The organism is Candidatus Nitrosopumilus sp. bin_32a (genome assembly GCF_054095935.1).
The window spans coordinates 96,550-109,040 of the sequence record NZ_JBSWSN010000005.1 but is presented as its reverse complement, the minus strand read 5'-3'; the positions used below and the strand labels follow the sequence as shown (position 1 = coordinate 109,040).

The following is a 12,491-nucleotide window of genomic DNA, read 5'->3' as shown; positions in this document are numbered from 1 at the left end:
ATGTTAAAAGTTTTAGATTAGTTTTTTGAAATATCAATTTCCATTGTAGAAACGTTACGTTGCTTTCCATCTTGAGAAGTTAAAGAATCAGATGAAATTCTAACGTCACTAATTACATACCCTACAGAATCCATTCTCTTAACAATCATTTGTGAAACATCCACTGCTTGTGTAATTCGTTTTCCTCTTGCTTTGATGGTTACAGTTTTTCGAGTTGAAAGTTGAGTTAGTGTTGCAGAAACATAAGTCATTATTGGTTTTGTGCCAACAAAAATAACATCACGATCTTCTGGAACTTTAGGAGAATCAGAAATATCCTTTGAACTGTGTTCAGGTTCTGGAGCTTCAAGTTGTGGTTCAGGTTCTGGAGCTTCAAGTTGTGGTTCAGGTTCTGGAGCTTCAAGTTGTGGTTCAGGTTCTGGAGCTTCAAGTTGTGGTTCAGGTTCTGGAGCTTCAAGTTGTGGTTCAGGTGTTGGTTCAGGTGTCGGTTCAGGTGTTGGTTCAGGTGTCGGTTCAGGTTCTGATTTAGTTCTAGAACCAAATTCTGATAAGATGTCTTCTGCGTCTTTTGATTTATTGTTGCTCAATTTTAAATTCCTGTTATAAGGAATTTCTCTCTCACTTTTATTTAATTTTTCAGGTGTTTTCCTTGCAAATAGTCCTCAAATAATTTTTCAAGATCGTCATCGTTGTCACATTTGCTGATTTGTTCAACTAAATCAGGTTCTTCAATTTCATAACAATTCATCATATCTTGAGAATCTTTGAACACTAACATTGCTTTATTTTTGAATATACAGTGATAGAGTTTTTCCTTCTCCATTTTTTCAGGATTAAACTTGACACCGTTTTCATCTACTGAAACTGGATATTCCATGAAGATATCATTCTTCATCAATATTTAGATGAATACACAATATAGTAATAATCAAAACATGTAATAGAATTATTGGAAACAAGAGTAGTTTTCCACATAGATTTTGATTATTTTTATGCCCAATGTGAAGAAACAAGATCTCCAGAACTAAAATCAAAACCAGTATGTGTTTGCGTTTTTTCAGACAGAGGGGGAGATAGCGGTGCAATTGCAACTGCCAATTATACTGCCAGAAAATATGGAGTTAAATCAGGAATTCCAATCATATTTGCAAAAAAAAGACTTGAAGAAAGAAAAGATGCAGTGTTTTTACCAGTTGATTTTGATTTCTATTCTGAAATTTCAGAAAAAGCAATGGAGATTATGAAAGAAAATGCAGATATTTTTGAATATGTTGGCAGAGATGAAGCATATCTGGATGTGACAAAAAGAGTTGAAGGGAATTTTGAAAGAGCAAATCATCTTGCACAGCAGATAAAAAATACAATTAAAGATAAAATAAAACTTAGTTGTTCAATAGGAATTTCACCAAATAAATTAATTTCAAAAATTGCATCAGACTTTCAAAAACCAGACGGCTTAACATCAGTATCTCCAGAAAAAGTGGAAGTATTTTTAGATCAATTGAAAATTAGAACAATACCAGGAATTGGTAGAAAGACAGAAGAGAAGTTTTTGGAAATGAATTTAGAAACAATTCAAGATTTAAAAAAAATAGATATCTTCACACTAAACAAAGAATTCGGTAGAAAGACAGGAGCATATATCTACAATGCAGTTAGAGGAATCGATAATGAGCCAGTAAAAGAACGTGAAGCAAGAATACAGTATAGCAAAATTACAACGTTAAAAAAAGACTCGAAAGACTACCAATTCTTATCTGAAAGTATCACAGAGATCTGTAAAGAAGTGCACGGAGTTGTTAAAAAAAATAATCAAATGTTCAAATCAGTGGGAATACATTTTGTACAATCAGATTTAACAAATAAATCAAAATCAAGAATGTTAAGAAACCCCACTACAAGCATTGAAGAATTAGAAAAAATTGCAGATCAATTATTAAAAGAAGCGTTGGAAAATCAAACAACTACAATTAGAAGACTAGGAGTAAAAGTTTCAGATCTTTCAGAAATTCAAGGGCAAAGAGACATTACATCATACTTTTAGTAGTATTTATTTTTCAGATTTCTTCAGACGTCTTGATTCTATTATAATCACTGCAAAAATGAACGCAAATAGCCACGGTAAAAACATTATTTCGCCAGCTATTTTGTGATATTCCTCCCATGCAACAGGATCAGTTGTGACTTTTAGTGCATACCATGATAACGAAAAAATTCGAATTAGATTGACAATTATTGTTCCAATAATTCCTAAAACAAAATAAATTGTTTTTCTAGTTCTAGGAATGTTTAGTTTTAACATAAATGCTCCAATCACTAATGAAAAAATTATGATGCTGTGGACACCAGCTGATGGCCAAAATACCTGAAGAGCCATAGAACCGTGATCACCACGTAAGAACATCACATTATCCCTGGCAACTGCAGTTCCAAGATCAAGTGCAGTGATTATCCAGACATTCGTTTGTACAAGATATGGAACGACATATTGTAATGGACCGAGTGTATCATACGGGAAAAATGCGTCGAGTGAAAGAATTATTGCAGTGCCTGTAAGAAATATTGGGCCAGCAGGAGCAATCCTAATCCAACGTGTTCCAAAGAAAATACTCAATGCTGCAACAATAAAGATTGCCATAACTACAAAATCCCACATCCAAGTCCAGGAATAGATTAATTGTACATCAAAGAGTTCTGCAGATTCAATAATGTGTTCTCTCAAACCATATTCCAAAGAAACAAGATATGCGATAGTAGCTAAAGCCAGAGGAATTACGATAAGTAATTTTTTCTTTGAAATTATAATTTTCAATCCAATTAATTCAGCAACTATGAAAATTAAAGCAAAAAAGTAACCACCGCGTCCCTCATTCCAGCTCCAAGCTATAGAATCAGGGAATGCAATCATTGCAAATAGGATCGGGCTAGAAATTATAAAAATTCCAAAAATTAAATTCCAATTCTGCATCATGTTAAATCCTAAAAAGGCAAATAAATATCTCGACTTTGTAAATTTTTAAAATTCATCAAATCATTGTAAAAATGTAGAGTTCATACTAGTCTTCAGCATCTTCAATTTCATCAGATTCTGGATCTCTCCTACTTGGTCTAATGGGAATAAAGATGAATGTCATGGAAATACTTGAAACGACTGAAAGATACATTCCAAGGTTTCAAAAGTTTGCCTAATTGGTGATTTCTAATGCATTATGAGTTTGGAACAAATTTGCATTCAGTTTTGAGGGATTTTACAGTTGTAAAATAAGTAACTGCCAATATCCCAACAGCAAATATTCTAATTGGAATTTCATAATTGGTCAAAAATGCCGTAGCAGTAGCTCCAACGGAACCAAATGTAGAGATTACAGCAAATCCTATCGGACCACAACTACATGCACCTGCTGCAGCACCAACTATTGATCCAAAAATACCCCCACCCATTTTTTGTTTTGATTTTTTAAGAATATTGATACGAAATATGTTCATTGGCAACACCAAAGCAGATAATGCAGATATTGTGACAATAAGAATAAATCCAAATTCAGTTCCTGATTGAATATGGCCAACAACATATGGCTCTAAGAAAACATATTCAGATAAAATTAATAATCCAATCAACATTGTTGAAAAAATTATAATGGATAAGAGAAAATATTTTGAATTTGAAAATACCAGACTAATTACAGATGTCATCTAAACCATACTGTCCAATATCTGTTTGAATACTGAAAATGGTTGTGCACCACCAATCTGTTCTTGCCCATCAGACCCCACTATGAAGAATCCAGGAGTTCCTCGTACTCCATGATCTCTTGCTTGTTGAATGTTATACTGTACACGTTTAGAATATTTTCCAGAATCAAGACAGTTATCAAATAAATCCATATCTAATCCCAAGCTAAATGCAAATGCTTTTAGTCGTTCAGTATTTGCCCATCCACCATCAATTTTAGGTTCTTGAGAATTGTAAAGCAGGTCATGGTATTCCCAATACAATTTTTGGTCTTCAGCACAGTAAGATGCTTGAGATGCTTTTGGAGAATCACGTCCCAAAAATGCCAAATCCACAAACACTAAATTTGCTTTTCCAGTTTCAATGTATTCCTCAACTATTGCAGGTTTTGTATTATGAAACCAATTGTAACATTGGTGGCATTGATAATCACCAAATTCAACAATCGTGATTGGGGCTGAAGGATCACCTAAGATTGGGGAGCCCATAGCAGTTGAAATCGTCCCATGCATCCTATCCATATCTAGATTGACCGTTTCAGTAGGTGATGAGGATAAAGAAACAGAAATACCTGCAACAATCGCAATAATAATGACGCCTATAATTACGCCTAATTTGTTCACAATACAAAACACACAGTATGGTTAAAAAAACTTATTCCAAATCACGCGAAGATTTTCTCTTGAATAAATTTATTAATTTTGCAATAACCGTATCAATAGGACACACCTCACATGCAATACTTGATGAATGCCCTTCAAGATGCTTTTCAAATTTATCACGAGAATCTAAAACTAGATCACATTTTTCACAGTAAACTTTTGAAACATTATTCTTCAAATGTTTTTTCACAAACATTTTGAGGGATCAGTGCTTATAAAGATCCTGTTGAAAATCAACTTGTGATAAAAATAATAGATAAAACAATTACAGGATTTTTTGTCATAACACTTGGAATTTTATGGTATGCTACCAGATGCTTTGTAAAACCTAATCAATATCGGATCATAATTTATGATGTTCTAGGAAATCAGGTCAATGCAGATGGAATCAGAACAAATTTCAACACCCCTAAAGTTGCAAATAATCACATTGCAGAATATCGAAATAGATTTTCGCATTATAGTTTTTCAATGGCCGCAGAAATGCCAGTGATAAAGAGAAATTTGATATTTAATAAATTTAAATGAAATTACATATAATGAATTTTCGTATGAGTGTTTAATTCAACTTCATATTGTGTTACAAATCCACAATGAGTACAGGAAAACATTTCAGGTTCAGATTGGCTTAAAGTATTTTCAATTACTGTTCCAGAAATAGATGTAATATTTATCATGTTGTGATTTGAAATCACAGCAAAGTTTTTTCCCTCATCTATAGAATCCAAAAATTCCTTTATTGCAGAAATCACTGCGGCAGTATCAATTATCTCATCATCATCCAACGAAGACAAAGTGAATTGGTTATTCTTTAAAGTAGGAATGGCAGCAACTTGATCTGCTACAAACACAAGTAAATCATTCTTAACGGATTTCACATCTTTGCAGTCAATTGTGAGCATAAAATAGCATGATTAAATCAATATTTTAGTTTACTAGAGAAATTTGAAAATGATTATTATGGTTTAACATTATGAGTGTAATTACATGGCAGATTCAGAAACATTTGGAGTAGAAAAAGGACATGGTGAAGAAGTTATTTCATGGTTAAATGAACAAGCAAAATCACAATCCATCAAACTAGAAGCAAGACTATATGGCTATAATGTGACTACAGAAAACTTTGGAGAGTTTGAAATGTTTTCATGGATGGGAAACGTACAAAATGCGAGAAAGTTAATCATCAAAGCAAGTAAAAGATTCAAAGTAAAAGTTATTGAAGGAGGATACAAACCTAAAGAAAAAATAATTAAAATGAAAAAATTTGATTTTGCCAAGGTCAAAAAAGGAGATAAAACAATCGGCCAATTAGAATTTGTAGCTTCAAGATTTGGAAATAAACATTGGGAGATTCAAAATGAAGAAAGACATTAGGAAAAGAATAGGGAGAGAATACAAATGAAAAAAATAGGGATCATAGGATTAGGAATGTTAGGCAATGCTGTAGCACTCCATTTAGCAGATTCGGGTTTTGAAGTCACAGCATATAATAGAACAAAAGAAAAAACATCAGAATTAAAAGAAAAAGGAATAACAATTGCTGAATCACCAAAAGAAATAGCACAGAAATCAGAATTAGTAATCATAGTTGTTAAAGATGCAGAAGCAGTAAAACAAGTTTCATTTGAAAATAACGGCATCATTGAAGGAAATCATGAAAAATTAATTGTTGCAGACATGAGTACCATAGACCCGTCAGAATCAAAAAAAATTTCAAAGCAATTTAAGAACTATGGAATAGTCAAACTAGACATACCAGTAATGGGGGGACCAAATGTTGCAATAACTGGAGATTTAGTCATGATGGTGTCAGGAGACAAGGAGAGTTTTGAAAACTGCAAAGAAGTGTTCGATACCATAGCAAATAAAATATTTTTCTTAGGAGAAAGCGGAGTTGCCAATTCTATAAAATTAGCGATGAATCTTCAAATTACAATGTTGGCATTGGCATTATCTGAAGGGATAACCCTGGTAAAAAAATCAAATGTAGATCCCAAAATATTTCTAGAAATTTTAAACTCCACTTATTTTAAAACAGGAATGAGTGAAAAAAAGGCATACAAAATGATAGATGGCAAATATGATACAACATTCACGCTTTCAAATCTTAAAAAAGACATCAGCACTATGACAAATGCTGCAAAATCCCTTGGAATAGAACTGCCAATGACCAGTAAGGCAGAAGAGGTTTACGAAAACGCAATCAAAGAAGGGTTTGGGGATATAGATTATACAGGAATTATCGAATATCTCAAAAAAATTAATGAATAAAAATAACCAAAATCATGAATAGAATTCAACAAAAATTCTATAAGTTACGAGAACAATGTCTATATCATGCGATTAGAACAAAAAGTGGCCATTGTTACTGGGGCATCAAGCGACATAGGGAAAGGTATCGCTAAGAGATTTGCAGAAGAAGGAGCCAAAGTAATTCTAGTTGCGAGGAATTTAGAGCAGTTAGAGGCCACTAGAAAAGAGATAGGAAATGAGGAATCAACGGTTTCAATATCATGTGATTTAACTGAGGAATCCCAAGTATTACAAGCAGTGAATCAAATTATGGACACATATGGTAAAATTGACATTTTAGTAAATAATGCAGGAGCAATTAACGATCCAATACATTTTCACGAAATGCCAGATTCTGAAATTAAAAAATTAATCGATGTAAATTTGTTCGGGGTATTTCACATGACAAAAGCTGTCCTGTCAAAAATGTCAGATGTTAAAAGTGGAGCAATTGTCAACATTGGCTCAATTTCAAGTGAAAGAGCAATTCCAAGAGTCCACTTGGCAGTTTATTCATCTACCAAAGCTGCAATTGCAATGTTTACAAAATCAATTGCAGTAGAATATGCAAGAAGAAACATTAGATGTAATTGCGTCAATCCCGGAATTATTAATTCAGGAATGATAAAGCCATATCTGGATGATCCTCAAGCAAAAAAAGTGTTAGAAGAAAGATTACCTCTTGCAAGAGTTGGGGAGCCAGAAGATGTTGCAAATGCAGCACTTTATTTGGCTTCGGATGAGGCCAATTGGGTTACGGGTGCCATTCTAAATGTAGATGGCGGAAAAACAGCTTCAGAAGGATAAAATTAGATTTTAAACAATTTAAAAATCAGAGATCTTGTTCTTTTTAGAATATGCTCTATAGCTAAATCCAGTAACCAGCATGATTATTCCAGTGATGGCAGACCACATAAAAAAAGATCCAAGATCAGATTCATCCATGTTTAACAATAAATGAATAAACATCTAAAGTTTGGGTTAAGAATGAATTATCCCCCAAAAGTATGAAACATCTAAATAGATTTGACACTGACGGGATTTATGCCTGAATTTACATGTCCAGACTGTGGAAAACGTCTATTTCATGAAAATGAAACTACATTGAAAGTAGAAGAGACAATTCATTCAAAATTCTGTAGAAAAATAGAAGGAGAAACTCATAGTTTCATGCATAGAGACCCAGCACATATGGAAACTTTTGATTCAGAAAGAGAAAACGACACTGAGGGCACTCCAGTATTGAAAAAGTAACAAAGATCAGTCCTCAAAATTATATCCTAGGCATTTATCATTCAATATAATTGTCAGAAGAACATCATTATGATTTAGTAATTGTCGGAGGCGGACCTGCAGGATCCTCAGCAGCATATACAGCTGCAAAAAATGGAATCAAAGTAGCTTTAATTGAAAAAGAAAGTGTCATTGCAGAAACAGTCAGAACCAGTGGTGTGACATGGATTCAAAATATTAAAGAATTTGGAATTCCAGATGATTGTTTTAATCCAATTAAGAATTTTTCATTTTGTTCTCCCAAAAATGAAGTTACGATTAGTGACATTATTCCAAGAGCCGCAGTATTAGATGTAAGGAAAACATACAGATGGTTGGCAAATGAGGCAGAGCGATGCGGTGCAGATATTTTTGTAAAAACGAACATCAAGAATGTCATTAAAGATGAAAAAGGAGACATCGTAGGAGTAAGTGGAATCGGGCCAAAAGGAGAAACCATATTTCATTCCAAAGTAGTAATCGATGCCAGTGGTTTTCAATCAACAGTTTGCAAGGCGATGGGATTTGCAGAGCAGTGGGAAAGATTTGGCGCAGGTGCAGAATATGAAATGAAAGCAGAACATGTAGATTCTGAAACATGGTGGTTAATGGTAGGACAGGAATACTCTCCTGCAGGATATGCATGGATTTTTCCGTTAGGAAGTAATTTAGTAAGAATTGGAGTGGGGGTAGGGAAACCAGAATCAAATATAGACCCCACTCAAAGACTCAAAGAGATAATAGATAAAAAATTAGGACCAATAAAAAAACTAGGTAAATTAACTGAAATTGAATTTCATTATGGATTAATTCCAAATGACGGACTGTCTAGGAAAACAGTTTTCAACAATTTGATTCTAGTAGGAGATTCTGCAGGACAAGCAAATCCACTAGTGTTAGAAGGAATAAGATATGCCATAAAATTTGGCAGAGTCGCAGGGAAAGTAGCCTCAGAGGCAATAAAATCAGGTAAGACAGACAAAGAAGCGCTTTATCCGTATGAAAGCAACTGGAGAAAAGAAATTGAATCAAAAATCAATTCAGCAGGAAAAGTTCAAGATAGATGGATTGGCCTTACAGATGAAGAATGGGATAAAGAGTTAGACATCATTAAAGAACTGAAACCTGAAGAATTCATAGATTTTATAAAAGCAGATTTTGGCTTGTCAAACATGATCAAACTAGCAACTCATCATCCAAAATTGGCAGTCAGACAACTCTTCAATTTGGTAAAAGGTAAAAAATAATTATTTTACGTTAAAGAAATCACTTACAACTAAATCATGATAGGACAACTGAACTACATAAACTCCAGAATCAAATGATTTGTTTACAACTTTACTAAACTTTCCACCCGAAGTATCCTTCAATGCAATCTCTTCTATAACATTCCCTTGTTGATCATAGATATCAATGAAAAGATCTTCAGGGAATTGAACCGTTTTTAAAAGAGCACCAGATATTACCAATTTATCTCCATCATATTCAGCCATAATAGGAGCCGCCTTATTTCGTATTGGAAGATATCTTTCTATAAGAGATTTTAATTCTTTTAGATTGTCATTTACATTTTCTGCATCTTTGTCTTTGAATGCAAATTCAATTTCATTAATTACTGAACCAAATCTGGAATTGTCATAATAATTTTCACCGCCAAATTTTTCAGCAAATGATTGTAATTCTTCAAATTCACGTGCCAATTCAACCATACTCAAATCAGCAGCATTGTATTCATAGTCAAATTCCTCCTCAATATGTACAATTTGAGAAGCTTTGGAATCTTTGTATTGTAGCATAACAATGTACAGTCCAGGATCAGTGGGGGCAATCCACTGGGTAAAGAAATTACCCTGTTTTGTATCAGTAAACTCCAAACTGCTGTGTTTGGTTCCATCCATATTGTATACAGTCACATAGAGATTTTCACGTCTATCAAAAACAGATTTTTCAGTGGCACCATTAATTATCCAAATATTTTTTTCAATATCAAATGAAATATCATAGATTATACTGTCATTTTGAAGAACCAGATATTCACTAAGATAGTCACCAATTTCTAGAATCTCGGATTCAGCATCTACAAAATTTGCCAATTCAATCATATGATCAGCGTTTGTCATCATGACATTGTATTTGTCAACATATTCTGAAAATCCCGCATTGTAGAAAGTAGAAACCATGTTTGAGAAAGCATCTAATTTTTTACGAAATTCAATTCGTTTGATTTCATCAGCAGTATAACCTATATCAGAACCGTTGGGGTCATTAGCATATGCTTGAGAAACCAAATTCCATTCTTTAAATAAATCACGAACTAGTTCATCTGCTTGATCAAGATCATTTTTAATTACAAGATCTCGTACATTGTCAATTTTTTCATTAAAGGTCTCAGTAAATTCCACATAATTTGGAAGGAATCTGTTTTTGGTCAAACTTAATTCAACTAAATTTTCAATGGATTTTGCACGTTGTAAAATATCACTAGCACGAATTTTGTATGCATCTTTATTGTAAGAATCTAAATCAGATTTAATTTTGGGAGACATGTCACTAACCCAACTCAATAAAACTTCAATTCTGTCAATTCTAGTGATGGAAGGATTTCCAGATTCCATTTGTTTGGCAGTATCTAAAATTCTCAATGCATTGTCAATTAAAAATAGATTTTCATAATCAGCCTGAAGTTCTGCTTTTTCTTTCATAGATTTGTATTGGAATTCTAAAACAATCAATGGATTTCGTTTCTCTCTTAATTCAGTCATAGATTGGTCAAACTCAGAAACAATTTCTAAAACATCATCAATAGAATCAGCATTTTCAACTCGTTCTAATAGTAATTTCCAATCGTCGATTAGTGCAGAATTAACACCACTAGCCTGAGAGATTTCAACACTTTTAGTGATTCGAGATGAAATATCTATCACTTGGGCCATTTGATTGATTTTTGATTGAGATTCCATAATATCATTGACTGAACTAGCCAATGCCAAATCGCGCTCTAATGTATTCCAATCAGGCTGAATTAGATTTGCAAGATCACTGTTTTCTTCAGAATCAGATGAAATGAACCTATCAACATCATCTAATTCTCGTAAAATAATAGTGGCCTGATGTAATTCTGTGACTCTCATTGATGAGGAAAGCAGTTCATCAATAGACTCTTTGGACATAAGAGAAGGTTTCAGAGATTCCCAATCATTTTGAACTAATCGATAAAGATCACTTTGTTTTCTAGATATTACATCAAGATACCTAGATTTTGAAAGTACGTCAATCAGTTCACTAATTTCATCAGAAAATACAGGTGCCGTTCCCCGTGCAAAGATAAACCCAACCTCATTTTTCACAGATTTACTCATGACAGTATCAGATTTTTTCATCAAATTCAAAAGAGTCTCTTCTAACTCATCAAAAGTTGGAGTTCTCTGATCAGATGTTTTTTCAGTATTTACATTTTTGATATCAACAAATGCATCAGTTAACAAATCAATTCCTTTTGTTTTATCTCCAATTTCATAATAAAATATAGAACTAAAAATTGTTTCATCAATTTTTTTTGCAATTTCAAAAGAAATTTTATCTTCATTCAGTAATTTTTGAACTAAATCAAGGGACGAAAATACAGCAGGTCTAATCAAAGGATCAATTTCAATGATCAAATCACCTACAAAGAATTCACTCCATAAACCCACATAATCAGATTCTAGATGAGGCAAATCGTTTGAAGCCGAATCAGGAATTGGGGATGGAATATCAAACAACTTCCCAATCGTAGAACTTTGCAAGGATATCAAATTTTGAGCTGAAGAAATCATCTGCTCCTCATTTGCTTGAGAAAAAACATCAGATGAAACAGTGAAAGTTGTTGATTTTGAATAATCACCGTAGAATAACTTTATTTCATATTCTCCAGAAAGTCCACAAATCCTACCCTCCAGTGGAATAACATCAGTGATAAAAGCACCATTTGGCAATGGCATCAATTGTTGAATTTGGCACAGGTCTCCCTGCGGATTAAAAATCTGCATTATCAGAAAGGAGTCATCCAAAAGATTTGCAATTTGTCCATAAACAAACAAGGGTTCACCATTATCATAATCTCCAAAATTTTCAAGAACTGTAATTCTATCAGGAGTTTGCGCTGAGGCATATACAGGCATCAGTAGTATCACAAATAGGCTCAGTACGACTGGAATTCGACCCATAAGGATCCAAATCAAGGCTCATCCTACTTAAAACTTGAGCAGCTATGCTATCAAAGACAGATTTGTTTTGAAAAATTAAGCCATGGCAACTAGCATTGAATAGTTGCCAGACTTAATTTTAGGCACAGTGTTTGTTTGGTTGTTCTGGTAAGTTACGCAATTTGAATGAAATTGTTCCAAAGTCATTGTCGAACATGCTTTACAGATCATACTGTTAGATTTGAAACATTGAGAACATTTTGTATTCTCATATAACTTTCCACCACAGTTTCGACATGATTCATCAGGCAATTATATTCAAATTGAATTATTAAAAATTCAATATAA

Annotated in this window: 14 protein-coding genes; 7 read left to right on the top strand and 7 right to left on the bottom strand. The window is 33.3% G+C overall.

Going from position 1 to position 12,491, the window contains the following annotated elements; genetic code table 11:
- Window positions 1-17: 17 nt before the first annotated feature.
- The gene (locus ACW9XH_RS05390; RefSeq protein ID WP_457759616.1) at window positions 18-587 is read right to left on the bottom strand and encodes a DNA-binding protein; all 570 of its coding nucleotides are present in this window, start codon (window positions 585-587) and stop codon (window positions 18-20) included.
- 41 nt (window positions 588-628) lie between these two features.
- Entirely contained in the window at window positions 629-877 is a 249-nt protein-coding gene (locus ACW9XH_RS05385; RefSeq protein ID WP_457759615.1) for a hypothetical protein, read from the bottom strand.
- Window positions 878-949: 72 nt separating this feature from the next.
- Here ACW9XH_RS05385 and dinB point away from each other — a divergent pair, with 72 nt between their 5' ends.
- Window positions 950-2,044: a DNA polymerase IV gene (dinB, locus tag ACW9XH_RS05380; RefSeq protein ID WP_457759614.1), complete on the top strand. Its 1,095-nt coding sequence runs from the start codon at window positions 950-952 to the stop codon at window positions 2,042-2,044.
- Between the two features lie 6 nt (window positions 2,045-2,050).
- Here dinB and artG read toward each other — a convergent pair whose 3' ends face one another.
- From artG to ACW9XH_RS05365, 3 genes are all read right to left on the bottom strand, one after another.
- Complete coding sequence (gene artG / locus ACW9XH_RS05375; RefSeq protein ID WP_457760019.1) at window positions 2,051-2,968, bottom strand: thaumarchaeosortase; 918 nt, start codon at window positions 2,966-2,968, stop codon at window positions 2,051-2,053.
- 239 nt (window positions 2,969-3,207) lie between these two features.
- Window positions 3,208-3,693: a hypothetical protein gene (locus tag ACW9XH_RS05370; RefSeq protein WP_457759613.1), complete on the bottom strand. Its 486-nt coding sequence runs from the start codon at window positions 3,691-3,693 to the stop codon at window positions 3,208-3,210.
- Window positions 3,694-4,356, bottom strand: a complete 663-nt coding sequence (locus ACW9XH_RS05365; RefSeq protein ID WP_457759612.1) for a DsbA family protein — start codon at window positions 4,354-4,356, stop codon at window positions 3,694-3,696. It lies immediately after the preceding gene.
- A gap of 279 nt (window positions 4,357-4,635) precedes the next feature.
- Here ACW9XH_RS05365 and ACW9XH_RS05360 point away from each other — a divergent pair, with 279 nt between their 5' ends.
- Window positions 4,636-4,923: a hypothetical protein gene (locus tag ACW9XH_RS05360; RefSeq protein ID WP_457759611.1), complete on the top strand. Its 288-nt coding sequence runs from the start codon at window positions 4,636-4,638 to the stop codon at window positions 4,921-4,923.
- Window positions 4,924-4,925: 2 nt separating this feature from the next.
- Here the strand turns inward: ACW9XH_RS05360 and ACW9XH_RS05355 are convergent, their stop codons facing one another.
- On the bottom strand, window positions 4,926-5,297 hold the full coding sequence (locus tag ACW9XH_RS05355) for a C2H2-type zinc finger protein (RefSeq protein ID WP_457759610.1): 372 nt from the start codon (window positions 5,295-5,297) through the stop codon (window positions 4,926-4,928).
- An 85-nt stretch (window positions 5,298-5,382) separates the two neighbouring features.
- On the opposite strand from ACW9XH_RS05355, the gene ACW9XH_RS05350 reads away from it, so the two are divergent.
- The 5 genes from ACW9XH_RS05350 to ACW9XH_RS05330 all read left to right on the top strand — a co-directional run bounded on the left by ACW9XH_RS05350 (window position 5,383) and on the right by ACW9XH_RS05330 (window position 9,206).
- Entirely contained in the window at window positions 5,383-5,769 is a 387-nt protein-coding gene (locus ACW9XH_RS05350) for a hypothetical protein (protein WP_457759609.1), read from the top strand.
- A gap of 24 nt (window positions 5,770-5,793) precedes the next feature.
- Window positions 5,794-6,666 carry an NAD(P)-dependent oxidoreductase gene (locus tag ACW9XH_RS05345; protein ID WP_457759608.1) on the top strand — a complete coding sequence of 291 codons (873 nt, stop codon included), beginning with the start codon at window positions 5,794-5,796 and terminating at the stop codon, window positions 6,664-6,666.
- Between the two features lie 66 nt (window positions 6,667-6,732).
- On the top strand, window positions 6,733-7,494 hold the full coding sequence (locus ACW9XH_RS05340; RefSeq protein WP_457759607.1) for an SDR family NAD(P)-dependent oxidoreductase: 762 nt from the start codon (window positions 6,733-6,735) through the stop codon (window positions 7,492-7,494).
- Between the two features lie 237 nt (window positions 7,495-7,731).
- On the top strand, window positions 7,732-7,941 hold the full coding sequence (locus ACW9XH_RS05335; protein ID WP_457759606.1) for a hypothetical protein: 210 nt from the start codon (window positions 7,732-7,734) through the stop codon (window positions 7,939-7,941).
- A gap of 50 nt (window positions 7,942-7,991) precedes the next feature.
- Entirely contained in the window at window positions 7,992-9,206 is a 1,215-nt protein-coding gene (locus tag ACW9XH_RS05330) for an NAD(P)/FAD-dependent oxidoreductase (protein ID WP_457759605.1), read from the top strand.
- On the opposite strand, the gene ACW9XH_RS05325 is transcribed toward ACW9XH_RS05330, so the two are convergent.
- Complete coding sequence (locus ACW9XH_RS05325) at window positions 9,207-12,164, bottom strand: hypothetical protein (RefSeq protein ID WP_457759604.1); 2,958 nt, start codon at window positions 12,162-12,164, stop codon at window positions 9,207-9,209.
- Between the last annotated feature and the right edge of the window lie 327 nt (window positions 12,165-12,491).

Coding starts and splice junctions, on each gene's coding strand:
- ACW9XH_RS05385 (WP_457759615.1), bottom strand. CDS start 877: ATGGAATATCCAGTTTCAGTAGATGAAAACGGTGTCAAGTTTAATCCT.
- artG (WP_457760019.1), bottom strand. CDS start 2,968: ATGCAGAATTGGAATTTAATTTTTGGAATTTTTATAATTTCTAGCCCG.
- ACW9XH_RS05370 (WP_457759613.1), bottom strand. CDS start 3,693: ATGACATCTGTAATTAGTCTGGTATTTTCAAATTCAAAATATTTTCTC.
- ACW9XH_RS05355 (WP_457759610.1), bottom strand. CDS start 5,297: ATGCTCACAATTGACTGCAAAGATGTGAAATCCGTTAAGAATGATTTA.
- ACW9XH_RS05350 (WP_457759609.1), top strand. CDS start 5,383: ATGGCAGATTCAGAAACATTTGGAGTAGAAAAAGGACATGGTGAAGAA.
- ACW9XH_RS05345 (WP_457759608.1), top strand. CDS start 5,794: ATGAAAAAAATAGGGATCATAGGATTAGGAATGTTAGGCAATGCTGTA.
- ACW9XH_RS05340 (WP_457759607.1), top strand. CDS start 6,733: ATGCGATTAGAACAAAAAGTGGCCATTGTTACTGGGGCATCAAGCGAC.
- ACW9XH_RS05335 (WP_457759606.1), top strand. CDS start 7,732: ATGCCTGAATTTACATGTCCAGACTGTGGAAAACGTCTATTTCATGAA.
- ACW9XH_RS05325 (WP_457759604.1), bottom strand. CDS start 12,164: ATGGGTCGAATTCCAGTCGTACTGAGCCTATTTGTGATACTACTGATG.